This window comes from Qipengyuania sphaerica (assembly GCF_019711595.1).
Taxonomy (GTDB): Bacteria; Pseudomonadota; Alphaproteobacteria; order Sphingomonadales; family Sphingomonadaceae; genus Qipengyuania; species Qipengyuania sphaerica.
Genome location: NZ_JAIGNR010000003.1, coordinates 255,608 through 280,033 on the forward strand (window position 1 = coordinate 255,608; position 24,426 = coordinate 280,033).

The window sequence follows — 24,426 nt, forward strand, 5'->3', positions numbered from 1 at the left end:
CGCTCGACCAACACCCTAGCGCCGTCGATGGCGGCGCTGGCATTTCGCGCCCGCGCAAGGCAGAAGCAGCCTGTTTTGGACACTGAACCCCAGATTAATCGCGAAGATGCCCGCGTCCCGGCCAAGGTGGTGCTGCTATCCATCCTAGGCTTGTGGCTCGTCTACTTCCTGTTGCTCACTGCACGCGGCGCGGTGGTCGGGCTCGAAGCCGAGAACGAACTGCTCTGGCGGCGCCTGGTCGTTTGCATTGGCGGTGGTGGAATCACGATCCTCCTGTGGCTGTTCCTCCGCCTGTTCGATGGCCGGACGCTGGCGACCAAGGTTGCTGTGGCGGTCGTGGCCGCGGTCCCTGCGGCGCTTGCGATCGCTCAGGTCAACACCATGGTCTTCGCGCCGGTCGAGGACGAGATTCGCAAGAAGATCGGTGAAGAGCGCGGGCTTACCATCCGCCGCGACGAATCGGGCAATTTGCTGCTCGATGTTCCCGGCCCATTGACCAGTGCCGGCGGGAATACGACCGAAACCTCGCAAGAAGCGGTTCCTGCAGCATCGATCGTGATCGAACCTGCGCCCACGATAGCCGATTACTGGCGCCGCCTCACCGACGTTGCTCTCAGCCGCTACTTCCTGCTGCTCGCATGGGCCTCGCTCTATCTCGCCATTGTCGCAGGTGCGCGAACGCGCGCGGCGGAACGTCGCGGAGAGCGCTTCCGGACTGCCGCAAAGGCCGCCGAACTGCGCTCGCTGCGCTACCAGGTGAACCCGCATTTCCTGTTCAACACGCTCAACTCGCTGTCCGCGCTGGTGATGACCGGGAAGGACGACCGGGCCGAGCAGATGATCCAGTCGCTATCGCGCTTTTACCGGCATTCGCTGGCTGACGATTCGACCGGGGATGTCAGTCTCGAGGACGAAATCGATCTCCAGGAACACTATCTCGAGATCGAAGCAGTGCGCTTCCCCGAACGCCTCAAGGTAAGGGTGGACCTTCCTTCCGACCTTGCGCAGCTGAAGGTGCCGGGCATGATCCTCCAGCCTCTGGTCGAAAACTCGGTCAAATATGGCGTCTCGGCCAGCAACAGCCCGGTGACGATTTCGATTGTCGCCCGGGAGGAATACGGCCGCCTGGTCTTGCGCGTAAGCGACAATGGCCCAGGCCTGCCGAGCGGCCATTCGGGCGGCTTCGGCATAGGCCTCGCCAATGTGCGCGACCGGATCGAAGCGCGATTTGGCAAGGAGGCGACGATTACGTCAGGCCCGTCGCTCGAGGGCTATGAAACCGAATTGCGAATTCCGATGGTGAAACATGGCTGAAGAAAAAAGCGCGCCCTTGCGGACGCTTATCGTTGATGACGAACCTCTTGCGGTCGAACGCATGCAGGTGATCTGCTGCAAGATCGCCGACCTCCACGTCGTCGGCACGGCGAGCGACGGCGCACAGGCGCTGCGGCTGGTCGAAGCGCTCGAGCCCGATCTCATCCTGCTCGACATGACCATGCCCGAAGTGGATGGTTTGTCGGTGGCCAAGACGCTCTCGAAACAGGAGCAGCGGCCCGCTGTCGTGTTCGTCACCGCGCATGACAATTATGCCGTGGAGGCCTTCGATCTCGATGCGGTCGATTATGTGCTCAAGCCGGTGAAGCCCGATCGCCTCGAACGCGCGATCCAGCGCGCGCTGGCGCGGCGGGGCGAAGGAGGGGGCGAAACCAGCCAATGGCTGGATGAGCTATGGATCCCGCACCGCAGCGAATTGATCCGGATCGATACCGAAGAGGTTTCGCGCATCGACGCCGAGCGCGATTACGTCCGACTCCATGTCGAGGATCGCAGCTATCTCCTGCTGCAGACGATTGCCGGGCTCGAAAAGCGGCTCGATCCAGCCAAGTTCATCCGGATCCATCGCTCCACCATCCTCAGGAAGGACCGCATCAAGGGCCTGCGCCATGATGGCCTTGGCGTGTGGTCGGCGGAGATGGACGACGGGGAGACCCTGCGTATCGGGCGGACCTACCTGCCCAAGGTCAAGGCGATGGCGGGCCGTTAGCCGGAAGTGACGCGAAAACAAAAAAACGCCCCGGCCGGGGGACTGCTAGTCCGGCCGGGGCGCAGAGGCGAAAGACGCGTGCGTCAGCCGCCTTTTTCCGTAGTGTCGACGATAGTAGCCAGCTGCCGTTCGATCTGGCGCTTGGCCTGCTTCAAGCATTCGCGCGTTTCATTGGTGCGCAGACGGCTTCCGGTGGAAACGTCTTCGAATTCGCAAGCCACCTTCGCGGCCTTCTCGATGCGCTGGTCGAGGGCCTTCTGGCCTGCCTTCGTCGAGAGATCGAGATCTCTGTACTGGACGGTGGCGCGGTTTTCTTCCGCGCTGGCGGAAACGGCAAGGGTGGCGATGGCTACAGCTGCTAGAATGGTCTTCATGGCGAATTCTCCTCGGTTTGCGGCGGGCCGTGAACTTTCGGGGGACTGGGAGACCGGCCCGCCGCACAGCTGTATTGCTCGGTTACAACTGTAGATGCACGCGACTATCGACCAGCGATGAGGGCGATTGGACAGGGTGCGAAGTCCTGCCGACGAAGCGCGATTGGGAATCTGCGAACAGCATTCCTATGTTGGGAGGATGGTCGTGCTGGTTTTCATTTTCATCCTCGGCATCGGGAATTTCGCCGTGCACAAGGCAGTTCTCGAAAGCGGCCATCCGATGCTCGATGCACTGCCCGCCTTCTACCGGTCGCGCGGCGGCCGAGTATCGCTCGGTTTCGAGTTTTTCCTGCTGGTGGCTGCGATGCTGCTTGCCGGCAATGGCTGGCCGGGAATGGCCTTCGCCTATGCGATCTACAGCCTGCTGAATTTCGCCACGGCCTGGCTGGTCCTTAGCGGACGGATCTAGGCTGCGGGAACCGCGCTGCTCATGGCGCGCTTTCCCCACATGTCCAGCGATAAACCCATCTGGTTGCTGACGAACTCGCGTTCGGGAAGCAATAGCGAAAAGGCCATCGAACTGCTCGAACGGCACTGCCGCGAGAAGGGTTTTTCGATCGAGAAGACGATCGCGTTCCCCGATGAGGACCTGCCTGATGCAGCAGGGCTGGACGAAGCCGGGATCGGCAGGCTGGCAATCTTCACCGGCGACGGATCGCTCAATGCGGCGATTACCAATCTGGCTGGATGGGGCGGCGAAATCATCGTTTTGCCCGGGGGCACTATGAACCTGCTCAGCAAGCGCCTGCATGGCCCGCAGGCTGATCTCGAGACGATCATCGGCCGTGTCGCGCAAGGTGCTGTCCGCGCAGTCAGGCCCCTGATGGCGCGGTGCGAGAAGGGCGATGCGCTTGCAGGACTGCTCGCCGGCCCCGGCACCTCGTGGGTCAGCGTGCGCGAGGCCATGCGCGATTTCGACCTGCCGGGCATTGCCGAAGGGACAAGCGAGGCGCTGGCAGAAACCACAGGTGGCGCCATGGTGCGCTGTTGCGGCCCGCAACTCGGCCGCGAGGAAGGCTACCCGCTCATCGAGTTCACCCCGAGCCACCGCGGAATACAGCTCGATGCATTCCATGCGGAAGGGGCAGGCGAAGTCCTCCAGCAGAGCCTTGCGCTACTAAAGCGCAATTTCCGCGAGGGGCCCCACACACGCCTGGGGCTGGTCGACGAAGTGACGCTCGAAACCTGCGACGGATCGCCGCTCGAGGTGCTCATCGACGGGGAGCCCGCGACATTGCCTGCAAGGGCGAAATTCACGGTGGTCCCCTGCGAGGTCGATCTGCTAGCGACCCATCATGGCTTCTGACGCAAGGCGCATCTTCCATCTTTCGGACATCCACTTCGGGCTCGAGAACAATCGCGCGCTCGACTGGGTCAAGCAGGAGATCGAGGAGAAACGGCCCGATGCCGTGACGATCACCGGCGACCTGACCATGCGCGCGCGCCACCGCGAATTTGAGGCGGCCACGCACTGGATCAATTCACTGACCGCCCCCGTCACGGTCGAAGTCGGCAATCACGACATGCCCTATTTCAACCCGATCGAGCGGTTCCTGACGCCATACAAGCGATTTCGCGGAATGAAGGAGAAAGTCGAGAAGGAACTCGACCTCGGTTGCCTGTCGATCGTGCCGCTGAAAACCGCCGTGCGCGCGCAGCCGCGGCTCAACTGGTCCAAGGGCTGGGTGACCGATGCCGCCTTGGAAAAATGCCTCGCGGCGATCGATGCATTGCCCGAAGGGAAAAAAGCGCTGGTGGCCGTCCACCACCCTTTGCGCGAAGTCGGTACGCAGGGAACCGCGCTGACCAAGAATGGCGACAAGGCGCTCCGGGCACTGGCCAAGCGGCCGGTCGAAGCCGTCCTCTCGGGCCATGTGCATGATGCCTTCGACATCATGGAAGATACGGCCGAAGGGCCTGTCCGCATGATTGGTGCCGGCACCCTGTCTAAACGCACGCGCTCCACACCGCCGAGCTTCAACGAAATCGAATGGGACGGCGAAGCGCTGACGGTCTGTGTCCGCAATCTGGAGGACGTCGAAACCCGCGACATGCAGATCGACGATGTTCCCGAAGACGCGATGCCACCGCGTCGTCCGGGCGAACCGGTCGCCCCGATCCGGCAGGTCCCGCGCGTCGACCCACCCGTGCATTAACCACTTCTGCACCGAGAATCTCAATTTCCTCTAGAGAATATCCGCGCGGGTACTCGGGGGAACCGGCATGGAATTTTTCAAGGCAGTGCCGCTCGGCAGCATACTGACCTACGTCGTCTCGCTCATCATCGGCAGCCAAGGCTCGCGGGGCGGCCAGCTCTGGATATTCAAGCAGGAAGTCTACCAGTACGACATCTGGTGGAGCTGGCCGCTGTTCTTCGGCGCCACGGGCCTTGCCTGGGGCCTGATGATGCTCCAGCGCTGAACCACTATCGCTTCAACGGAAAAGGGCGGCCCCTCGCGGAGCCGCCCTTTGGTTTGTTCGCAGTGGAAGCGGATTAGCGCTTCGAGAACTGGAAGCTGCGGCGTGCCTTGGCACGGCCGTACTTCTTACGCTCGACCACGCGGCTGTCGCGGGTGAGGAAGCCGGCGGCCTTCACCGTCGAACGCAGTGCCGGTTCGTACTTGGCGAGAGCCTGGGCAATGCCGTGCTTGACCGCACCGGCCTGACCCGAAAGGCCGCCGCCGCGCACGGTGGCGATGACGTCGTACTGTTCCTGGCGCTCGGTGATGGCGAAAGGCTGGTCGATCACGAGACGCAGCGTCGGACGTGCGAAGTAGACTTCCTGGTCCTTGCCGTTGACGGTGATCTTGCCGCTTCCCGGGACGAGCCAGACGCGTGCGGTGGCGTCCTTACGACGACCGGTCGCATAGGCGCGGCCCTGTGCGTCGAGTTCCTGCTCGCGCAGGGGAACGTCGGCCTTGGCGGCGATTTCTGCCGAATCACCCTGCGGTGCGTCGCCAGCGATGTCCTTCAGATCGGCGAGATCCGAGACGGTTTCGTTCTTGGTTTCGTCAGCCATTACGCAACAGCCTTGTTCTTGCGGTTCATCGAAGCGACGTCGAGCGTCTTGGGCTTCTGCCCGTCGTGCGGATGCTCGGTGCCGTTGTAGAGGTGGAGCGAACGCATCTGCGCACGGCCGAGGGGGCCGCGGGGAATCATGCGCTGCACGGCCTTTTCGAGGACGCGCTCGGGGAAACGGCCGCCGAGAACCTTGCTCGGAGTGGTTTCCTTGATGCCGCCCGGGTGGCCGGTGTGCTTGTAATAGATCTTGTCATCCATCTTCTTGCCGGTGAACTTCACCTTGTCGGCATTGATGACGATGACGTGGTCGCCGCAATCGACATGCGGGGTGTAGCTCGGCTTGTGCTTGCCGCGCAGGTGATTGGCGATGATGACGGCCAGGCGACCGACGACGAGATTTTCGGCGTCGATGATGTGCCAGTCCTTTACGACCTCTGCCGGCTTGGCCGACTGGGTCACTTTCGTGAGAGCCTTCATGGCTGGATTTCCGTTTGCTCGAGTTATCGCGGCCTGCTTCAGCCCGCTAAACGATTGCGCGGCCCCACGCATGGAGCCGCTAAGCGCGCGCCAAATGGCGGTGCGGAGTCGATTCGTCAAGCAATTCTGCGGGTCTTGGGTGGGGTAAAATAATACTCCCCAGCCGGACGGTCAGATGATCGACCAGCTTTCACGCGATATGCGGGTGCTGTCACCGATCCGCGTGACGATGCGTCTCTCGCTGGTATCGAGCAGCCCGCTACCTGCCGCCGTACGCGCCTCAACCGTCAGCTCGTATGTCCCCTTCGCGCCGTTGGGCAGGTCAAGCGCCCGCTTTTCATGACGCTGGCCGGGGTGGGGGTAAAACAGGTCGCGTGGAACCTGGCTGACGAGCTCGGCTGCGGTCTTGCCCATTTCGGCGACATAGCGTTTCGCTTCCTGCGCGCCGGAACCGGCGAGCTTCTTGCCGTCGATCGCACGGCGTGCCGCGACCACGGCCTTGTCCAGATCGATAGCTTGACCCGCCCAGCCGACGATCAGGCCGCTATCGTCCAGTTGCATGGGAAACAGGCCGGCCACTTCGCGCGCCTTCTCAAGCTGCGCCAGGGCTGCAAGGGCCTGTGGGGCATCCACATCCACCAGGACCTGGCGCGCCCTTATCGACGCACCGTTCTGCGATGCCAGAAAGTGACACTCCCAGTCGCGCGAAACTGTCAGCGAAATCCCGTCGCCGAGCCCGCGCTCGAGGACCCGGCGCAGCCGCACCGGCCCCTTGGGAAACCGCACGGGCCCGCCCCTGGCTGCCAGGCCCACGGGCGCACCCAGCCCCGCCAATGCCACACTCGCGGCCATCGCCGCCATCGCGTTACGTCTGCTGGTCATCGCTTCGAGAATTTCCCCCGTCGAACCCCGCCAGCCATTCCCCGGTCGCTTTACCGGCCATGCAGGGCCAGCCCAATATCGCCGGAGCATCGTAGGGGTGCAAGTCCTCCAGCCGCGCGATAGCGTTCTCAAGCACATCAGCGTGCGTTTTCAGGAGCGCAGGGCATTCTTCACCCGCACCGCGCCCGCCGTCCCAATCGAAAATCGAGGCGATCGGATTGCCGATATTGATGCAGGCGATCAGCTTCTCGTCGAGCAATAGCGCACCGACGCGCTCCGCTGTCCCGGCATCGGGAAACGGACAATAGATCAGGGCGCTCATTCCTGCCGCCCGATCGAATGCGCACCCCAGGCCCATGAAGCGACGAGCAGCGCTCCGACGAGCTGGTGGAGCACGGCCAGGTGGAATTCCACCCCCGTCATCACGGTCGCGATGCCGAGCAGGATCTGGGTGCCGAAAGCGCTGTGGATGGCGATCGAAGCGCGGCGATCCACCTTTTTCACCTTGCGCGCCATGACCACGAGCGCTGCCACGGCGACCCAGGCCCACCACCGGTGCATCCAGTGGATCAGAAACGGGTCATGCGTCATCGCCCAGAGCAAGCCGCGCGAGTTGTCGAATTCCGGCACGAACTGCCCTTGCATCAGGGGCCAGCTATCCGAGGCGAGGCCCGCATCGAGGCCCGCGACCCATGCCCCGAGCAGGAGCTGCACGAACAGGATGGCTGCCGTCCATGCGGCGACGGGGCTCAGGAAGGCAGGCCTCTCGTTGCCTTTTGCCAGAGCGCGTAAGTCGAGCGCGGTCCAGATGAGGCCAGCGAGAAGGATGAGTGCGGTGCACAGGTGGATGGCGAGGCGGAAGTGGCTGACATCGGTGCGCGTCTCGAGGCCCGATGCCACCATCCACCAGCCAAAGCTGCCCTGCAGGCCGACCAGCGCCACCAGCGCGAAGAGGCGCCAGAAATAGCCATGCGGGATCATCTTGCGCATAGCAAAGATCGCCAGCGGCACTGCCAGCGCAAGTCCGATCAGCCGGCCGAGCTGGCGGTGGATCCACTCCCACCAGTAGATCGACTTAAAGGCTTCCAAGTCCATTCCCGCCGGACCATTGATCTCGCGATATTCGGGAATCTGCTGGTAGAGCGCGAACTCGGCCTGCCAATCGGCTTCGCTTAGCGGGGGCAGCGCGCCAAGGAAGGGCTTCCACTCGGTGATCGAAAGGCCGCTTTCGGTCAGCCGGGTGATTCCCCCTACCGTCACGATAAGGATGACGAGCGCGGCGACGGCGAAAAGCCAGTTCGCCAGCAGGTTCGGACGGGCACGGGAAGCAATTTCGGACATGGTACGCCTGTTTGCCGTCACCGGCTCATTTCGCAAGTGCAATTAGGGCAATCGGCATAACGGCCACGGCAAGCGACGAACTGCGTCCTTAAACGCAACTCGCCCTTGTAACAGGTGATACTATCACATATCTACCATGTCATGTTGCAACGCGCCATCAATCCGATTCGGCAAGGGCTGGATCGCATCGGTATCGGGCTTTCGGGCCTGTGCGCATTGCACTGCCTTGCCAGCATCGTGCTCGTTTCGGGTCTCGGCATTGGCGGTGAATTCTTCCTTTCTCCCGATATCCATCGCTGGGGCCTCGCAGTGGCGACGCTGATCGCCGCGGTGGCCATCGGCTGGGGCGCACTGCGCCACCGGATGGCCGCGCCCTTCGTCATCGCGATGATGGGCCTCACTTTCATGGGCGGCGCGCTGGCGGTCGAACATGGCTACAAGGAAGCCATTCTGACCATCATCGGCGTCGCTCTCGTGTCGCTCGGCCACATCCTGAACCTGCGCCATGTGCATTCCGCCGCTTGCAAGGAGCGCTGCGGGGACTAAGTGACCCGCATGTTCAGCGTCACCGTCAACGGCGAAAGCCGCCGCACTTCCGCTTCCACCATCGCCGATCTCGTCCGCGAGCTCGAACTCGATCCTGCCAAGGTGGCGGTCGAGCGTAATGGCGTGATCGCACCGCGAAGCGAGTTGGCGCAACATCCGGTCGGCGAGGGCGATGTGCTGGAGATAGTCCATTTCGTCGGCGGGGGTCAGGACGATAGCTGGAGCGTGGCGGGCCGGACCTTCAGGAGCCGCCTGATCGTCGGCACCGGCAAGTACAAGGATTTCGAGCAGAACGCTGCTGCCCTGGAGGCAAGCGGTGCCGAGATCGTCACGGTCGCCGTGCGCCGGGTCAATGTCAGCGATCCCAAGGCGCCGATGCTGACCGACTATATCGACCCGAAGAAGGTCACCTATCTCCCCAATACCGCCGGCTGCTTCACCGCCGACGAGGCGATCCGCACCTTGCGCCTGGCGCGCGAGGCGGGCGGCTGGGACCTCGTGAAGCTGGAAGTGCTGGGCGAGGCGAAGACGCTTTATCCCGACATGCGCGAGACGCTGAAGGCGACCGAGGTTCTGGCGAACGAGGGCTTCCTGCCCATGGTCTATTGTGTCGACGATCCCATCGCCGCGAAGCAGCTGGAAGAAGCGGGCGCAGTGGCGGTGATGCCGCTGGGCGCGCCGATCGGCTCGGGACTCGGCATCCAGAACCAGGTTACCATCCGCCTGATCGTCGAAGGCGCCAATGTGCCCGTACTGGTCGATGCGGGCGTCGGCACTGCATCGGATGCGGCGGTCGCCATGGAACTGGGTTGCGACGGCGTGCTGATGAATACCGCGATTGCCGAGGCGAAGGATCCCATCCGCATGGCGCGCGCGATGAAACTGGCGGTCGAATCGGGCCGCGAGGCCTATCTCGCCGGTCGCATGGGGCGCCGCAAATATGCCGATCCGAGCAGCCCGCTCGCCGGCCTCATCTAAGGGAGATACCGCGCATGGCCGACATCGAGATCACGCTGGAGGAGGGCGAGACCAAGGGCCGCTATGTGCACCGCACCGCATCTGGCGACGAGGCCGAGGTCACGTTTTCACGCGTCAATCCGACGAGGATCATCGTCGATCACACCGGCGTTCCGGAAAGCATGCGCGGGCAGGGTATCGGCGAGGCACTGGCCGAACATGTCGTCGAGGATGCCCGCTCCAAGGGCATCACGATTATCCCGCTTTGCCCCTTCTTCAAGGCCATGGCCCAGCGCAACGAAAGCTGGCAGGACGTCGTCGAACTCTAGCGTTTACGCGGTTTTCGCCGCCCCACCACAAAAAATTAACCATATTGGCGGAGATTGAGATTCGACAGGGAGTCGAATCATGGCCGTTACCAATGCCGCATCGCTGACCATTGCCGAAATGCGCGAGTTCGCCAGCTTCACCGCCGCCGAGCAGCGCTATATCCGCCGCAGCCTCGACATCGGCCTCGGCCGCAACGATGCCTTCCGCATCTGGGGCCGCACGCAGGGAGAAACCGCCGCGATCCGCAGCCAGTATGTCGCCTACCAGGAACTCAAGAGCCTGCGCGGTGCGATACCGCACGAATCGGGTTTCGACGCGATCGAGAGCTTCATCGGCAAGATCACGCGCGTCGCCGCCTTCGACCTCGCGCAGGAACGGATCGAGTGCTTCTCGGCCTTCCGCTTCCTTTACGAACGCCTGCTCGGAGCCGAAGCGCGCCCGTGGTTGCCGAGCGCCTTCTGCGCCGCCGCCGCATTGCCGCAGATCCGCCCCGAACGCCGCAAGATGCTCCTCCAGTCGCTGAGCGAAGCCGCCGCGACCGCGCCCGGCTGGTCCGACCGCGCGCCGAGCTTCTATCCCGAATTCATCGAGGAACTAGCGGCCTAATTGGCGTCCGGAGCGAGGCTCGCTTCCTCGCTTCCGCCGCTTTTCCATCCGAAGATTCGCTCGGCCACGAGCCAGGCGAGGACGGCACCTGCAATCTGGCTGGCGATGAACGCCGGAGCGTCGGCGGGTGCTATGCCTGAAAAGCTGTCGGTGAAGGCTCGCCCGATCGTAACTGCCGGGTTTGCGAATGAAGTCGAGGCGGTGAACCAGTAGCCCGCCACGATCACGAGCGCGACGGCTGCCGGCACAGCCTCGGGCCGGGCCCGGATCGCACCGATAATCGTGAAGACGAGCGCGAATGTCGCCACGCCTTCGGACAGCCATTGCGAAGGGCCGGTGCGTACATTGGTCGAAAGCTGGACGAGATCGACATCGAACATGGCGTGCGCGAGGAAAGCGCCGCCAACGCCTCCCGCGACCTGCACCATGACGAACCACAGCGATGGGACTGCACCGATATCGCGCCGCAGCAGAAAGGCCAGAGTTACGGCCGGATTGAAATGCGCGCCCGACACCGGGCCCAGGATCGTGATGAGCACGTAGAGGATCGCGCCGGTCGCGATCGTATTGGCGAGCAGCGCGACGCCGAAGTTCTCGGGCGACAGCGTCTCCGCCATGATTCCAGAGCCGACCACGGTCGCCACCAGCAGCAGTGTGCCGAGAAATTCGCTCGCCAGCTTCGCTCCCACCGATCCCTCCTGCTTGTCGTCCGACCCTAAAGCTCTTCGACGATCAGATACGTCACCGTGGTCTCACCCACATTGACCACCTCGTGCCACGTCACTCCGTCGCTCGTATAGTCCGAGCCGGTCGCGAGCGTCGCGGTGCGCGTGCCGCGTTCGTCGGTCAGCTGCATCGCGCCGCCGCTCAGCGCGTAGCCGTAATGCGGGGGATGGTAGTGCCGCTCGTGACCCACTCCGGGCGGAAAGGTGCAGCGAAGGACACGGTGGGTATCGGTCTGGTGTTCAAGGGCGCAGACGCGCGCCCCGTTCCAGCCCGCCTCGAGCGCCGAAGGCAGCGCGTCGCTGACGTGCTGCACGCCCGTGCAAGCGCCCAGCGCCAGCGGCGCGGCAAGTATTATCCTTGGAAATCGCATATTTAGCTGCGGTAAAGCCCGTCGAGCCGCTCGCCGTAGCGGTCCTTGATCTTGTGGCGGCGGATTTTCATCGAGGGGGTCATTTCCTCGTTCTCGATCGTGAAACCTTCGTCAGCGAAAGCGAACTGGCGAACCTTCTCGATGACCGAGAGGTCCTTGTTCACCCGGTCGACCGCCTTGCGCACCGCGCCCTTGAACTCGGGATCGTCCTGTAGCGCCTTCATGTCGAACTTCTTGCCGTTGGCCTTGGCCCAGTCGACTGCCCATTCGGCATCGGGCACGATAAGTCCGACGATATAGGGCCGCTTGTCGCCTGCCACCATCGCCTGGCCGATCTCGGGCTGCAACGTCAGCATGCCCTCGACCTTCTGCGGGGCGATATTGTCGCCCTTGTCGTTGACGATCATGTCCTTCTTGCGGTCGGTGATGACGATCCGGTCCTTCTCGTCGAGATGGCCGATGTCGCCGGTGTGCAGCCAGCCGTCCTTGATCGTGCGCTCGGTCTCGGCCTCGTTCTGCCAATAGCCGTGCATCACCAGCTCGCCGCGGCACAGGATTTCACCGTCTTCGGCGATCTTCACGTCGACCCCGCGCATCGCCGGGCCGACCGAATGCATCGCGATGCCGGCCGCCGGACGGTTGCAGGCGATGACCGGACCCGCTTCGGTCTGGCCATAGCCCTGCAGCATGGTCAGCCCCATGCTTTCGAAAAAGATGCCGACTTCTGGGTTGAGCGGCGCGCCGCCCGAAACCATCGCCTTGATCCGCCCGCCGAAACGCTGGCGGATTTTCGGCTTCAACAGGCGGCCGACCACGAAATCCTTCGCGCCGTCACCGAACTTCGGATTGCCCTCTGCCCGGCGCTCGCCCACTTCGAGCGCGGTGTTCATCAGCTTTTCGGCCATGCCGCCCTGCTTGGTGACCTGCTTCATGATGCGTGTGCGCAGCACTTCGAACAGGCGCGGGACCACGACCATGATTGTGGGCCTGGTTTCCTCGATATTGCTGGCGAGCTTTTCGAGGCCTTCGGAATAGTAGATCTGCGCGCCGACGCTGATCGGCAGGTACTGGCCGCCGGTGTGCTCATAGGCATGGCTGGCAGGCAGGAAGGAGAGGAAGCGTTCCTCGTCGCTGATGCCGAAATCCTCGATCAGGATTTCCGCGGCGCCGGCAATGTTGCACAGGATCGCGCCATGGTGCTGCATCACGCCGCGCGGAGCACCGCCCGTGCCGCTGGTGTAGATGATGCAGGCGGTATCGCCGCGACCGATCTTCGAAATCCGCTCCTCGACCGCCTTGCGCGCGGCAGCGGCATCGCCAGCGACCAGATTGTCCCACTGGTGGAATGCGAAGCTGCCCGACTGCTGGCGGTGGAGGTCCTCGATGCCGATCACGTGCTCGGCGACGCCGCTCGCCTGCAACGCGCCGTGCAGCGGCCCCAGCAGCTTCTCGGTCGAGACGATGACCGCCTTGGCGCCCGAATTGTCGAGGATGTGGACGTGGTCGCGCTCGGTATTGGTGATGTAGGTCGGCACGCTGATGCAGCCTGCGGCCATGATCGCCAGGTCGGCGATGCACCATTCGGGGCGGTTTTCGGAGACGAGGCAGACGCGGTCGCCGTCCTTCAGGCCCAGCCCGCGCAGGGCCTCGGCAAGCAGGCAGAGTTTCTCTGCCGCTTCACCCCAGCTGATGGTCTGCCATTCGCCATTGATCTTGGCACCGAGGAAGGCGCGGTCGGGGCGCTCATCGGCGCGCTTCAGGAAAAGTTCGACCAGATTATTGGCGGAATCGATATCCGACAGCACAGGCAGGCTCCTCAGCTACGTCTATTCTTTTGTTGTGCGACCAACGAAGCGCAGGGGCTTAGGCTCCCGCTGCCGATCCGGCAAGTGGATGGGCGCGGCTTCAAGGCATGTCCAGATAACCCTCTAGACGGGGATCGCGCGCACTCTGCCATTCACCGTCGCGCAAGAGGAGCGCTCCGCCCTTGATCGGTGCCTGGCGGACGAAAATCTCTTGGTGGCCGAGATTCCGGAAGGCATCCTGCGCCGAAGCAAGCCAGGTGCCTTCTTCGAGAAGGACGCGGCCTCCGAATGCCATCAGGAAAGGTAGGCGCAGCGATTCCTCCGCCGACAGGCCGAAATCGATCGCGCCGATAATTGCCCGTGCGGTGGTGACCGGGATGGTGCTGCCGCCTGCCGCGCCGACCGCCATGAACGGGCGGCCCTGCGGGTCGTAAACGACTGTCGGAGACATCGAGGAGCGTGGCCGCTTCCCGCCCTCGACACGGTTTGCCACTAGTCGGCCGTCGACAGTCGGCGAACGGCTGAAATCGGTGAGTTCGTTATTGAGGTAATAGCCCCCCACCATCAGCCCCGATCCGAAGGCACTTTCAATCGTCGAGGTGTAGCTGACCATCACGTTCCGGCTGTCTACCACCGCGAAATGCGATGTGCCTTGTTCCACCGGCTCGTCGCCATCGGCCAGCGCCATGGGTGCACCGCGCGGGCGGCCCGCCTCGACAAGGCCGAGCGATCTGTCGCTCGATATCAGGGCGCTGCGCTCGGCGAGATAGGATTTCTCGAGCAGGCCTTCGACCGGCACGGTGATGAAATCGCTATCGGCAAGGTAAAGCTCGCGGTCGGCATAGGCGAGCCGCTGCGATTCGAGGAACAGGTGCCAGGTCACCGGATTTTCCGCGCCCAGTGCCGATAGATCGAAGCGTTCGAGCTGGCCCAGCATCTGCTGCACCGCGATCCCGCCCGAAGTCGGCGGGCCCATCGAGCAAATGCGATATGCGCGGTAGGTCGAGCAAACGGCGCCGCGTTGCTTGGCCTCGTACCCAGCGACGTCCTGATAGGTCATTGCGCCACTGTGCGGAGTGTCGGCGGCGACGGTGGTGGCCAGTTCGAGCGCGTGCTCGCCCGAATAGAATGCCTTGGCCCCACCGGCGGCAATCCGCGCGAAGGTCTTCGCCAGCGCTTCGTTTCTGACCAGCGTTCCGATAGGCAAGGGTTCGCCATCGGGTCCGTAGAAAAGATCTTTCGCCGCCTCGCTATGGCCGCCCGTCATCCGCGACCGACCAAGCGCATCGTGCATGCGCGGATTGATCTGGAAGCCCTCGCGCGCAAGCCGGATGGCGGGCTCGAACAATGTCGCCCAGTCGAGGTTGCCGAATTCGGAGTGAGCCTTGGCGGCGAGCGCGACATTGCCGGGAACGCCCACGCTCAACCCGCTGCGGACCGAAACGGCGAAACCTGGCACCTTGCCATTTTCGTCGAGGAACCAGTCGGGCGTCGCGCCTGCCGGAGCCGTCTCGCGGCCATCGACGGTCGTGACATGGCCACCGGGCTCCCCGCGAACGAAGAATCCTCCGCCGCCGATCCCCGAGCTTTGCGGTTCGACAACGGTCAGCGCGAGCATCACCGCGATCGCGGCATCGGTCGAATTGCCGCCCATACGCAGTATTTCCTCGCCCGCTTCCTGTGCGCGCGGATCAGCCGCCGTCACAGCGCCTTGCATGGGCTGCAGTATGCCGGGTGTCATCCCGAAGTCGGGGGCGTCAACGGGCGAAGTGGCGCAGGCCGAAAGGGCAAGCGCGGCGAGCGGCAGAGTGGCGAAGCGGATCATCGTGGCGAAGGCTATTCGCTTCCGACCGCCTCGGCAATCGAGGAAAATCCGTCGCGCTTCATCAGGCGCTCCAGCCCGCGCGTGATGCGCTTCGGCAGGCCCGGCCCTTCATAGACCATCGCGCTGTAAAGCTGCACGAGGCTCGCGCCTGCGCGAATGCGCGCCCATGCATCCTCGGCGCTGGCAATGCCTCCGACACCGACGAGCGGGATAGTGCCGCCGGTCGCCTTGGAAAAATCGCGAATGCGTTGGAGGGCGAGGTCCTTGAGCGGAGCGCCCGAGAGCCCGCCTGCCTCGTCCTTGTGATGCGAGCGCAGCGGAGGACGCGAGATGGTCGTGTTCGACACGATGAGCGCGCCGAGCTTCTTGTCGGCGGCGATCCGCGCGATGGCTTCGATGTCGGCGGGTTCGAGATCGGGAGCGACCTTGAGGAAGACCGGCGGGCCGAGCTCGCCGCGCGCCTCGAACACGGCATCGAGCAGACCGGTCAGCGCGCTCTCGTCCTGCAGCGCCCGCAGGCCCGGCGTATTGGGACTGGAGATGTTGACCGCCAAATAGGTCGCAAGCGGTGCCATGATGCGGGTCATCTCCGCATAGTCGGCGATGCGGTCTTCGCTGTCCTTGTTCGCGCCAATATTGATTCCGAGAACGCCGGGCCGGCCCTTGCGCGCCGCGAGGCGCTCTCGCGCTGCCTCTGCTCCGCCATTGTTGAATCCCATCCGGTTGATCACCGCGCGGTCCTCGACCAGCCGGAACAGGCGCGGCCTGGGATTGCCAGCCTGCGGGCGCGGAGTGATCGAGCCGACCTCGGCGAACCCGAAGCCCAGCGCGAGCAGTTTGTCCGGGACCTCGCCATCCTTGTCGAAGCCTGCCGCCATGCCGAGCGGGTTGGGAAATTCGATCCCGGCGATTTCAGTCGCCAACACGCTCGACTCGCAGGGCTGCCCCATCGGCGCCGCTTTCAACGCGGCCACGGTGAGTCGGTGCGCACGCTCCGGATCGAGCGCGAACAGGGCTGGGCGGGCTAGATCGAAGAGCATTGCGCGCGCCTATGGCGCAAGGAGAGTCCAGTGTCGAGCAACACAATGTCCCGGCGCGAGGCGCTTTTGTAAAATTCCGCCAAAATGCTTTGGAGCATCAATCCATGTCGCGTGCATACAATCAATTGTAACAGGGATTCGCTAGATATCCCCCTGCGACCCGAAGGGCTCGAGGCAGCAATGCAACGAGTTCTCACCTACAAGGGGCGGCTCCAAGTGGGCCGCCCTTTTTTTGTGTTGCGTCCCCTGTGCCTCTTTCGGAAGGTTGTTTTCCGGCCCGGCCCCCACCCTCGATGATGGTGGAAAACGTTGACGCGTCGATTGCTGTGGCGCAAGCCAGCAGGTCACGAACATCCAAAATAGAAAAGCAACAGGGGCGCCGAAATAAACGACCGGGGGCAATCGGGCGAAGAGCCATATGAATTCGAGTGGGTGGCATCGCCGCCCGATCTCGAACCATATCTCAATTCCCTCTACATCCTTCGCGTAGGCAGTCAGCCCGTTACGGACCGGATGCCGGCCTATTCCGGCCAGATGCTGCTCGTTTTGGACGGCGGCGGAGCCATGCGCTTCGCAAACGGAGGCCACGGAATGGCCAAGGGGCCTGTTTTCCAATGCCCCCTGACGCAGTCGCATGAATTCTCGCTCGAACCCAACACAAGGATGCTCGGCGTATCGCTCAACTTCAGGGGCTGGGCAGCGCTAACGGGGCTGGCGGTCGACGACTATTGCGACCGCTATGTGCCGATCGACAGAGGCCTCCGCCCGGAGCTTGCGCAGCGGACCGAGGACGTCGCGAAGAGAGCCGGTTCGGGCGACATGGACGAGGGTGCGGCGCTGGAAGAACTCGCCGCGATCGTCCGCGAAGGGATTTCGCAGCTCTCCGAACGGCATTTGCAGGTGATCGACCGCACGCTCGAATGGTTGTCGTCCTCGCTAAAGCCGGAAATTGCCAATTTGCTGGACAAGCTCCCCTATTCCGAACGCCAGGTGCAGCGCCTCGTGACGCGGTTCTTCGGACAGCCGCCCGTTCGTCTGATCCGCCGCTACAGGGCCATTCGCGCCGCGACGCTGCTTGCGATGCCGGAACTCTCGCCCAAGCTCGAGGCGGAGATCCGCGAGGCATTTTACGACCAGGCGCATATGATCAAGGAAATCCGCCACTTCACCGGGCGCACGCCGCGCCGCCTCCAGCCCAAGGTAGATTCGGTGGTGAAGGCCACGCTGGGCGAGCCGGGCTATGGCTCGGTCGACCTGTTCGGCGGCAACCAGGACGAGGAACTGGCAAAGAAGGGCGACTGACGTCTAGTTGCTAACGACTCGCAATTGGCGGTTTTCCGTTGAAAATCCCGGCCTCCGCTCATAGCTGGTTAATCGGACCGATATCGTCCGATTAAAAACTATGCGCCTTTCGAACCTTGCAGATTACGCTGTCGTCACGATGAGCCAGGCAGCCCGCCATTGCGGCGGGGGCAGGGTGAGTGCGTCCGAACTCGCGGCCGAGACCGGCCTTCCTGCGCCTACGGTGCAGAAGCTGGTGAGCAAGTTGACCGCGGCGGGCCTGCTGCGCTCGGTCCGCGGCGCAGGCGGCGGACTGCAGCTGGCGCGTCCGGCTGCGGCGATCACGCTGGCCGATATCATCGAGGCGGTGGAGGGGCCGATTGCACTCACCGCCTGTATCGAAGGCAATGATTGCTCGGTCGATCACGATTGCCGCGTGCGGCCGCACTGGCCGCTGGTGAATGAAACGCTGCGCAGCGCGCTGGCTGGCATCAGCCTCGTGCAACTGGCGCAGGAAAAGGAACTCGCGTGAACGAGCAAGTGGACATCCAGGACCGCGAAGCGAAGGAAGCTGCCGCCAAGGCAGCCGAATACGAGCACGGCTGGTCCTCGGACATCGAGACCGAATTTGCCGAAAAGGGTCTGACCGAGGATACGGTCCGCTTCATCTCGGCCAAGAAGAACGAGCCCGAATGGATGCTCGACTGGCGTCTCAAGGCCTTCCGCATGTGGCAGGAGATGGAAGAGCCGGACTGGGCGAAGCTCGGCTATCCCGAAATCGATTACCAGGACGCCTATTACTACGCCGCGCCCAAGAAGAAGCCCGAGCTGGAATCGCTCGACGAGCTCGATCCCGCAATCCGCGAGACCTACGAAAAGCTCGGCATCCCGATTGCCGAGCAGGAAGTGCTCGCCGGGGTGAAGGGCGCGCGCAAGGTCGCGGTGGACGCGGTGTTCGACAGTGTCTCGGTCGCCACGACCTTCCGCGAAGAGCTGAAGAAGGCGGGCGTCATCTTCATGTCGATCAGCGAGGCGATCCGCGAATATCCTGACCTCGTAAGAAAGTGGCTCGGCAAGGTTGTGCCGCAGAAGGACAATTTCTTCGCGACATTGAACTGCGCGGTCTTTTCGGACGGCACCTTCGTCTACGTGCCTGAAGGCGTGCGCTGCCCGATGGAGCTCAGCACCTATTTCCGCATCAATGCCGAAAATACGGGCCAGTTCGAACGCACGCTGATCGTGGCCGAAAAGGGCTCTTACGTCAGCTATCTCGAAGGCTGTACCGCGCCGATGCGCGATGAAAACCAGCTCCACGCCGCAGTTGTCGAGCTGGTCGCGCTGGAAGATGCCGAAATCAAATATTCGACCGTCCAGAACTGGTATCCGGGCGACGAGAACGGCAAGGGCGGGATCTACAATTTCGTCACCAAGCGCGCCCTGTGCCAAGGTGCGCGCAGCAAGGTCAGCTGGACGCAGGTCGAAACCGGCAGCGCGGTGACGTGGAAATACCCTAGCTGCGTGCTCAACGGCGAAGACAGCGTGGGCGAGTTTTATTCCGTTGCGGTTACAAATAACTACCAGCAGGCCGATACGGGAACCAAAATGGTTCATAACGGACGTGGTAGCCGCTCGACGATCATTTCCAAGGGTATCTCGGCGGGCAAGTCGAACAACACCTATCGCGGCCTCGTGCGCGTGGCGGCCAATGCCGACGGCGTGCGCAACCGAACCGAATGCGACAGCTTGCTGATCGGCGACGAATGCGGCGCTCACACCGTGCCCTACATCGAGGTGAAGAACCCGAGCGCCCAGATCGAGCATGAGGCGACCACCAGCAAGATCAGCGACGACCAGCTTTTCTACGCCATGCAGCGCGGCCTCGACGACGAGGAAGCCATCGCGCTGATCGTCAACGGCTTCGCGAAAGAGGTGCTGAAAGAGCTACCGATGGAGTTCGCCGTCGAAGCGCAGAAGCTGCTGGCGATTTCGCTTGAGGGGAGTGTGGGGTGATGACTGGCATTCAGGGCCTCGTTTCCCTTGCGAAGGAGCACGGCCTGTCGGGCTCCTTTGGCGAATGGTCGAAGCGCGATGTGTGGTGGTTCGATGAAAGCATGCCCGCAGAAGTCCGGGCGGCAGGCCAGAAAGACACTTCACTCGAATATTTCTCGACCGAAGGAACTCCGCACAACCGGGCGGACGAAGGTTTCCTCGACGGGCACAAACTAGCTATCTCATTTGCGAGGGCGAAATGACTGACCGCAAGACCCTCCAGCTTCGCGATCCTAGCGAAACCGCCGACGCCGCGCCTGCGCTCAAGAAGAAGGGCCGCGGGTGGGAGATTTCGGAGAAGCGGCTCGATGCGCTGCACGAGCAGGCGCGCGATATGCGGCGGCACTCGACCGAGGCGCACAAGGCGCTCGCCGAGAAGTTCGCCGGCGCGAACATGGGCCCTTTCACCTTCAAGCGCCACGCCGTGGTCGGCAGCGCGATCGTCGACTTCAACTGTCACAAGCTCGGCATGGCCATCATGATCGACGAAGAAGGGCAGGACGACACGCTCGCCAAGCGCCGCGACAAGAGCCTCGAGGCGGTCGGCATCCGCGTGATGCGGATCGCCGCCAACGACATCCTCGAGGACATGGACAAGGTCCTCGAACGCATCACCCTCGGCATGCGCAGCCGCATCGCCGACAAGCAGCAGGCCCGCCGCGACCACCAGCGCAACAGCGCCCCGCGGCCCCGCTACACCAGGAATGACAATGCTGAAGATTGATAACCTCACCGCCGAAATTGGCGGCAAGCAGATCTTGAACGGCCTCACGCTGGAAGTCCCGGCGGGCGAGGTCCATGCGATCATGGGCCCCAATGGCGCGGGCAAGTCGACGCTGTCCTATGTCCTCGGCGGCCGTCCCGGCTACGAAGTGACCGGCGGCTCGGTGACGTTCAACGGCGAGGACCTGCTCGACATGGAGCCGCACGAACGCGCGGCGGCTGGCCTCTTCCTCGGCTTCCAGTACCCGGTCGAAATTCCCGGCGTCTCCAACGTCCAGTTCCTGCGTGAGGCCCTGAATTCACAGCGCAAGCAGCGCGGCGAAGAACCGCTCACCGGCGGCGAATTCCTCAAGCTGGCGAAGGAAAAAGCCGTACTACTCAAGCTCGACATGGACATGCTCAAGCGCAATGTGAATGTCGGCTTTTCGGGCGGCGAGAAGAAGCGCGCCGAGATGGTCCAGATGGGCATCCTCGATCCCAGCTTCGCCGTGCTCGACGAGACCGACAGCGGCCTCGACATCGACGCGCTGCGCGTGGTGGGCGAGGGCATCAATGCGATCATGCGCGCGCCGGGCAAGGCCGTCCTGCTTATTACCCACTACCAGCGCCTGCTCGAAGTGGTGAAGCCGGACAAGGTCTCGATCCTGAGCAAGGGCCGCATCGTGATGACCGGCGGCCCGGATCTTGCGCTGCGCCTCGAAAACGAAGGCTATGACGCCGTGATGGAGGCCGCGTAATGCTTGGCGCGCTCACTCTTCTCATCGTGCAGGCCGCCGCGCCTGCGGCCGCCGAAATGCCCAGCGAGGAGGCGATTGCCAAGGAAGTCGTCGCCATCAACCGGACGCTCGATAAGTGGCAGGGCGGCGTCTACAAGAAAGAGGACGGCAAGCTCACCTGCCGGATGGAGCAGAGTTCGGGCGACCAGGCAGTCGACCTCCTGCGCTGCGGTGCGATGGTCGGTTGCTACGCGCCGCGGGTTGAAGAACTCGATGCCATCGCTGCTTCCGACGCGCCTGCCGCAGACCGCAAGGCGAAAATGCGCGAGGTGATGGACGAGGTACAGCCCTGCGTCGAGAAGGCGCACCGTGAAGGCGTGCGCCGGATCGCAATCGTCAGGGCCTCGCTGTGACCGGAACGCTGGACCTACCCACCCGCAGGGACGAGGCGTGGCGCTATGCCGCGGTAGAGAAACTGCGCGCCGGGGATTTGGATAGCTGGCGTCAGATCGACGTGGCGGCAGGCGAGACACTGCGTGAACTGATCGTCATAAGCGACGAGAATGCGGGGGAAACCGAGCTTGTCCGGTTGCGGGTCAATCTCGGCGATGATGCCCGCTGCGAACTGTTTGGCGTCATTGCTTCTGCGGATTATGCGCGCGTCGAAGTCGAAGTGACCTTGGGGCGTGGCGCTCACTTCGAGATGGGCGGCATTACCGTCGGCGGGCGCGACACCGTGCGCGAATTCGTTACCCATGTGGTCCATGCCGAGCCGGAGGCGACGAGCAACCAGACCGTCCGCAGTGTCCACTGGGGCAAGGGGACGGGCAACTTCCTCGGTGCGATCGACGTCGTGCGCCATGCGCAGAAGACCGACGCGGCGCAGGATTTCAAGGGCTTGCTGCTTGAGAAGGGCGCGAGCGTGAACGCCGTGCCGCAACTCGAGATTTTCGCCGACGACGTGAAATGTGCCCACGGCGCCACGGTCGGCCAGCTCGATGAAAGCGCGCGCTTCTATATGGCGGCACGTGGCCTTTCCCCCGATCTTGTGCGGCGACTGCTGGTGCAGGCCTTCATCGGCGATGCGCTCGTCGCGCTCGACGATGAAGAGGCGCACGAACGCCTGCTGCACGTCGCGCTCGACAAGCTGGACAAGCACCTGTGAGCGAGACGGACACCCTTCCGCATGTTTCGGCGCGAAAGGCCGACTTCCCCGGCCTTGTGACGCCGGATGGCGATGTCTGGCACTATCTCGACACCGCTGCCTCTGCGCAGAAGCCGCAGGCGGTTATCGAGGCGATGAGCCGCGCGCTGGGCCGCGATTACGCGACGGTCCACCGCGGGGTTTATGGCCGCTCGGCGCAGATGACTTTGGGCTACGAAGCGGCCCGTCGCCGCGTTGCGGACTTCATCGGCGCCAGATCCGAAAACGAAATTGTATTCGTTCGCGGCGCGACCGAGGCGATCAACCTGGTCGCGGCGACCTGGGGCGTGACGCGCATCGGCGAGGGCGACAGGATCGTTCTTTCCACGCTCGAACACCACTCGAATATCGTGCCCTGGCAGATGCTTGCCGAGCGGACCGGAGCGGAAATCGACGTTTGCCCGCTGACCGGGGATGGCCGGATAGACCTCGGCGCGCTGGAAGCTACGCTGACCTCGCGAACCAAAATGGTTGCTTTGGCGCATGTTTCGAACGTCCTTGGTTCTGTGCTCGATGCGCGCAAGGCCGCTGACCTCGCCCACTCTGTTGGCGCGAAGATCCTGCTCGACGGGTGCCAGGCTGCCCCGCGCTTGGCGCTAGACATGGCTGCACTCGACTGCGATTTCTACGCCTTCTCCGGGCACAAGCTCTACGGCCCGACCGGCATCGGCGTGCTGTGGGCACGCGAGGAGGTTCTCGACGAAATGCCGCCATACCAAGGCGGCGGCGCGATGATCGAAAAGGTGGCTTTCGACGGCACGACCTATGCCCCGCCCCCGCAGCGGTTCGAGGCAGGGACCCCGATGATCACCGAGGCGATCGCGCTCCATGCCGCCATCGATTATGTCGATGCGCTCGGCCCCGATCGTCTGTTCGAGCATGAGGCAGGTCTGGCGCGCAAGCTTCGGGAAGAATTGCGTAAATCCAATGCCGTCACGTTGTTCGGGCCAGAGGAAAGCGCAGGTATCGTCTCCTTCGCGCTCGAAGGGGTTCACCCGCACGATCTCGGCACCATATTGGACGAAGAGAATGTCGCGATCCGCGCCGGCCACCACTGCGCACAGCCGCTGATGGACCACCTCGGCGTTCCCGCTACCGCGCGGGCCAGTTTCGGCCTCTACAGCGACGAAAGCGATATCGAAGCGCTGCTGCGCGGAATTGAAAGGACCCGGAGGATTTTCGGATGAACAAGCCTTCCGACGAACAGGATTTCATCGCTGCCCCATCGCCTGCCGATACGGTGGTCGGCAAACCACCACGCGCGCGGGTTTCGGACGCCGTCGACCCTGACGAGACCGCGGGCGAAAAGCTCGAGCGCAAGCGCGACTATCTCGAAGGCTTTCTCCAGAAGCAGCCTGAGGCCGAGAGCGCCACGGGTGCAGGCGGCAAGCTGCAGCAGGCGGTGATCGAAGCGCTCAAGGAAATCTACGATCCCGAAATCCCGGTCAATATCTATGACCTCGGCCTAATCTACGGCGTCGAGGTGGATGACGAATGCGATGTCACCGTCATCATGACGCTCACTACGCCGCACTGCCCGGTCGCAGAAAGCATGCCCGGCGAAGTCGAGCTGCGCGCGGCAAGCGTACCGGGCGTGCGCGATGCAGAGGTAAACCTGGTCTGGGATCCGCCCTGGGGTCCCGACAAGATGACCGACGAAGCGCGCCTCGAACTGGGGATGCTGTGATGCGCGACGCCAAGACCCGCCCCGCCCCCAAGGCAGCCGTGATCCTTACTCCCGGTGCGGAAAAGCGCATTGCCGAACTGATGGCGAAGGCTCCCGAGGATGCCATCGGGGTCAAGCTGTCCACCCCGCGTCGAGGCTGTTCCGGACTTGCCTATTCGGTCGATTACGTCACCGAAGAAACCAAGTTCGACGAGAAGATCGAAACGCCCGGCGGCACTTTCTACATCGACGGGGCCTCTGTGCTGTACCTGATCGGTAGCACGATGGACTGGGTGGAGGACGATTTCTCCGCCGGCTTCGTGTTCGAAAACCCCAACGCCAAGGGCGCTTGCGGCTGCGGCGAGAGCTTCATGGTCTAGATT

32 protein-coding genes are annotated in these 24,426 nt (G+C 63.3%); 21 read left to right on the top strand and 11 right to left on the bottom strand.

Annotated features, from left to right (window positions below; translation table 11 throughout):
• Window positions 1-75: 75 nt before the first annotated feature.
• Both K3178_RS11085 and K3178_RS11090 read left to right on the top strand, forming a co-directional pair.
• Window positions 76-1,314, top strand: a complete 1,239-nt coding sequence (locus K3178_RS11085) for a sensor histidine kinase (RefSeq protein ID WP_247713733.1) — start codon at window positions 76-78, stop codon at window positions 1,312-1,314.
• The gene (locus tag K3178_RS11090; RefSeq protein WP_221571486.1) at window positions 1,307-2,044 is read left to right on the top strand and encodes a LytR/AlgR family response regulator transcription factor; all 738 of its coding nucleotides are present in this window, start codon (window positions 1,307-1,309) and stop codon (window positions 2,042-2,044) included. Before K3178_RS11085 ends, K3178_RS11090 begins: the two co-directional genes overlap by 8 nt.
• Window positions 2,045-2,127: 83 nt before the next feature.
• Here K3178_RS11090 and K3178_RS11095 read toward each other — a convergent pair whose 3' ends face one another.
• Window positions 2,128-2,418, bottom strand: a complete 291-nt coding sequence (locus K3178_RS11095) for a UrcA family protein (RefSeq protein WP_221571487.1) — start codon at window positions 2,416-2,418, stop codon at window positions 2,128-2,130.
• Between the two features lie 199 nt (window positions 2,419-2,617).
• On the opposite strand from K3178_RS11095, the gene K3178_RS11100 reads away from it, so the two are divergent.
• The 4 genes from K3178_RS11100 (at window position 2,618) to K3178_RS11115 (ending at window position 4,899) form a co-directional block, all read left to right on the top strand.
• The gene (locus K3178_RS11100; RefSeq protein ID WP_221571662.1) at window positions 2,618-2,887 is read left to right on the top strand and encodes a hypothetical protein; all 270 of its coding nucleotides are present in this window, start codon (window positions 2,618-2,620) and stop codon (window positions 2,885-2,887) included.
• A 39-nt stretch (window positions 2,888-2,926) separates the two neighbouring features.
• Window positions 2,927-3,784: a diacylglycerol/lipid kinase family protein gene (locus K3178_RS11105; RefSeq protein WP_221571488.1), complete on the top strand. Its 858-nt coding sequence runs from the start codon at window positions 2,927-2,929 to the stop codon at window positions 3,782-3,784.
• Window positions 3,774-4,634 carry a metallophosphoesterase family protein gene (locus tag K3178_RS11110; RefSeq protein ID WP_221571489.1) on the top strand — a complete coding sequence of 287 codons (861 nt, stop codon included), beginning with the start codon at window positions 3,774-3,776 and terminating at the stop codon, window positions 4,632-4,634. The genes K3178_RS11105 and K3178_RS11110 overlap by 11 nt, the downstream gene beginning before the upstream one ends.
• A 67-nt stretch (window positions 4,635-4,701) precedes the next feature.
• The gene (locus tag K3178_RS11115) at window positions 4,702-4,899 is read left to right on the top strand and encodes a hypothetical protein (RefSeq protein ID WP_221571490.1); all 198 of its coding nucleotides are present in this window, start codon (window positions 4,702-4,704) and stop codon (window positions 4,897-4,899) included.
• Between the two features lie 73 nt (window positions 4,900-4,972).
• Here K3178_RS11115 and rpsI read toward each other — a convergent pair whose 3' ends face one another.
• From rpsI to K3178_RS11140, 5 genes are all read right to left on the bottom strand, one after another.
• The gene (gene rpsI / locus K3178_RS11120; protein ID WP_221571491.1) at window positions 4,973-5,497 is read right to left on the bottom strand and encodes a 30S ribosomal protein S9; all 525 of its coding nucleotides are present in this window, start codon (window positions 5,495-5,497) and stop codon (window positions 4,973-4,975) included.
• Window positions 5,497-5,976: a 50S ribosomal protein L13 gene (gene rplM / locus K3178_RS11125; protein ID WP_221571492.1), complete on the bottom strand. Its 480-nt coding sequence runs from the start codon at window positions 5,974-5,976 to the stop codon at window positions 5,497-5,499. Before rplM ends, rpsI begins: the two co-directional genes overlap by 1 nt.
• Before the next feature lie 171 nt (window positions 5,977-6,147).
• Complete coding sequence (locus tag K3178_RS11130) at window positions 6,148-6,858, bottom strand: hypothetical protein (protein ID WP_221571493.1); 711 nt, start codon at window positions 6,856-6,858, stop codon at window positions 6,148-6,150.
• Entirely contained in the window at window positions 6,842-7,180 is a 339-nt protein-coding gene (gene cutA / locus K3178_RS11135; RefSeq protein WP_221571494.1) for a divalent-cation tolerance protein CutA, read from the bottom strand. The genes K3178_RS11130 and cutA overlap by 17 nt, the downstream gene beginning before the upstream one ends.
• A complete protein-coding gene (locus tag K3178_RS11140; RefSeq protein WP_221571495.1) occupies window positions 7,177-8,199 on the bottom strand; it encodes a COX15/CtaA family protein in 1,023 nt (340 codons plus the stop codon). The genes cutA and K3178_RS11140 overlap by 4 nt, the downstream gene beginning before the upstream one ends.
• Window positions 8,200-8,340: 141 nt before the next feature.
• Between K3178_RS11140 and K3178_RS11145 the strand changes: the two genes are divergently transcribed.
• From K3178_RS11145 to K3178_RS11160, 4 genes are all read left to right on the top strand, one after another.
• The gene (locus K3178_RS11145; protein WP_221571496.1) at window positions 8,341-8,745 is read left to right on the top strand and encodes a MerC domain-containing protein; all 405 of its coding nucleotides are present in this window, start codon (window positions 8,341-8,343) and stop codon (window positions 8,743-8,745) included.
• A 9-nt stretch (window positions 8,746-8,754) separates the two neighbouring features.
• Complete coding sequence (thiS, locus tag K3178_RS11150; RefSeq protein WP_221571663.1) at window positions 8,755-9,723, top strand: sulfur carrier protein ThiS; 969 nt, start codon at window positions 8,755-8,757, stop codon at window positions 9,721-9,723.
• Window positions 9,724-9,737: 14 nt separating this feature from the next.
• Window positions 9,738-10,031, top strand: coding sequence for a GNAT family N-acetyltransferase (locus tag K3178_RS11155; protein WP_221571497.1), 294 nt, complete (start codon window positions 9,738-9,740; stop codon window positions 10,029-10,031).
• A gap of 79 nt (window positions 10,032-10,110) precedes the next feature.
• Window positions 10,111-10,638 carry a hypothetical protein gene (locus K3178_RS11160; protein ID WP_221571498.1) on the top strand — a complete coding sequence of 176 codons (528 nt, stop codon included), beginning with the start codon at window positions 10,111-10,113 and terminating at the stop codon, window positions 10,636-10,638.
• Here K3178_RS11160 and K3178_RS11165 read toward each other — a convergent pair.
• The 5 genes from K3178_RS11165 to K3178_RS11185 all read right to left on the bottom strand — a co-directional run bounded on the left by K3178_RS11165 (window position 10,635) and on the right by K3178_RS11185 (window position 16,404).
• Complete coding sequence (locus tag K3178_RS11165; protein WP_221571499.1) at window positions 10,635-11,327, bottom strand: aquaporin; 693 nt, start codon at window positions 11,325-11,327, stop codon at window positions 10,635-10,637. The genes K3178_RS11160 and K3178_RS11165 overlap by 4 nt on opposite strands.
• 26 nt (window positions 11,328-11,353) lie before the next feature.
• Window positions 11,354-11,734: a cupin domain-containing protein gene (locus tag K3178_RS11170; RefSeq protein WP_221571500.1), complete on the bottom strand. Its 381-nt coding sequence runs from the start codon at window positions 11,732-11,734 to the stop codon at window positions 11,354-11,356.
• Window positions 11,735-11,736: 2 nt separating this feature from the next.
• Window positions 11,737-13,539: an AMP-dependent synthetase/ligase gene (locus K3178_RS11175; protein WP_425594619.1), complete on the bottom strand. Its 1,803-nt coding sequence runs from the start codon at window positions 13,537-13,539 to the stop codon at window positions 11,737-11,739.
• A gap of 100 nt (window positions 13,540-13,639) precedes the next feature.
• Window positions 13,640-15,364, bottom strand: coding sequence for a gamma-glutamyltransferase (gene ggt / locus K3178_RS11180; protein WP_221571501.1), 1,725 nt, complete (start codon window positions 15,362-15,364; stop codon window positions 13,640-13,642).
• An 11-nt stretch (window positions 15,365-15,375) separates the two neighbouring features.
• Complete coding sequence (locus tag K3178_RS11185; protein WP_221571502.1) at window positions 15,376-16,404, bottom strand: quinone-dependent dihydroorotate dehydrogenase; 1,029 nt, start codon at window positions 16,402-16,404, stop codon at window positions 15,376-15,378.
• A 432-nt stretch (window positions 16,405-16,836) separates the two neighbouring features.
• Here K3178_RS11185 and K3178_RS14395 point away from each other — a divergent pair, with 432 nt between their 5' ends.
• The 11 genes from K3178_RS14395 to K3178_RS11240 all read left to right on the top strand — a co-directional run bounded on the left by K3178_RS14395 (window position 16,837) and on the right by K3178_RS11240 (window position 24,423).
• Window positions 16,837-17,706, top strand: coding sequence for an AraC family transcriptional regulator (locus tag K3178_RS14395; protein ID WP_221571503.1), 870 nt, complete (start codon window positions 16,837-16,839; stop codon window positions 17,704-17,706).
• A gap of 100 nt (window positions 17,707-17,806) precedes the next feature.
• On the top strand, window positions 17,807-18,217 hold the full coding sequence (locus K3178_RS11195) for an SUF system Fe-S cluster assembly regulator (RefSeq protein ID WP_221571504.1): 411 nt from the start codon (window positions 17,807-17,809) through the stop codon (window positions 18,215-18,217).
• On the top strand, window positions 18,214-19,695 hold the full coding sequence (sufB, locus tag K3178_RS11200) for a Fe-S cluster assembly protein SufB (RefSeq protein WP_221571505.1): 1,482 nt from the start codon (window positions 18,214-18,216) through the stop codon (window positions 19,693-19,695). Before K3178_RS11195 ends, sufB begins: the two co-directional genes overlap by 4 nt.
• Window positions 19,695-19,937, top strand: a complete 243-nt coding sequence (locus K3178_RS11205) for a hypothetical protein (protein ID WP_221571506.1) — start codon at window positions 19,695-19,697, stop codon at window positions 19,935-19,937. The genes sufB and K3178_RS11205 overlap by 1 nt, the downstream gene beginning before the upstream one ends.
• On the top strand, window positions 19,934-20,458 hold the full coding sequence (locus K3178_RS11210; RefSeq protein ID WP_221571507.1) for an endonuclease domain-containing protein: 525 nt from the start codon (window positions 19,934-19,936) through the stop codon (window positions 20,456-20,458). Before K3178_RS11205 ends, K3178_RS11210 begins: the two co-directional genes overlap by 4 nt.
• Complete coding sequence (gene sufC / locus K3178_RS11215) at window positions 20,445-21,194, top strand: Fe-S cluster assembly ATPase SufC (protein ID WP_221571508.1); 750 nt, start codon at window positions 20,445-20,447, stop codon at window positions 21,192-21,194. The genes K3178_RS11210 and sufC overlap by 14 nt, the downstream gene beginning before the upstream one ends.
• Window positions 21,194-21,586: a hypothetical protein gene (locus tag K3178_RS11220; RefSeq protein ID WP_221571509.1), complete on the top strand. Its 393-nt coding sequence runs from the start codon at window positions 21,194-21,196 to the stop codon at window positions 21,584-21,586. Before sufC ends, K3178_RS11220 begins: the two co-directional genes overlap by 1 nt.
• Entirely contained in the window at window positions 21,583-22,338 is a 756-nt protein-coding gene (locus K3178_RS11225; protein ID WP_221571510.1) for a SufD family Fe-S cluster assembly protein, read from the top strand. Before K3178_RS11220 ends, K3178_RS11225 begins: the two co-directional genes overlap by 4 nt.
• Window positions 22,335-23,564 carry a cysteine desulfurase gene (locus K3178_RS11230; protein WP_221571511.1) on the top strand — a complete coding sequence of 410 codons (1,230 nt, stop codon included), beginning with the start codon at window positions 22,335-22,337 and terminating at the stop codon, window positions 23,562-23,564. Before K3178_RS11225 ends, K3178_RS11230 begins: the two co-directional genes overlap by 4 nt.
• Window positions 23,561-24,064 (top strand): SUF system Fe-S cluster assembly protein, encoded by a 504-nt coding sequence (locus K3178_RS11235; protein WP_221571512.1) that lies wholly within the window; start codon window positions 23,561-23,563, stop codon window positions 24,062-24,064. Before K3178_RS11230 ends, K3178_RS11235 begins: the two co-directional genes overlap by 4 nt.
• On the top strand, window positions 24,064-24,423 hold the full coding sequence (locus K3178_RS11240; protein WP_221571513.1) for a HesB/IscA family protein: 360 nt from the start codon (window positions 24,064-24,066) through the stop codon (window positions 24,421-24,423). The genes K3178_RS11235 and K3178_RS11240 overlap by 1 nt, the downstream gene beginning before the upstream one ends.
• Window positions 24,424-24,426 lie beyond the last annotated feature (3 nt).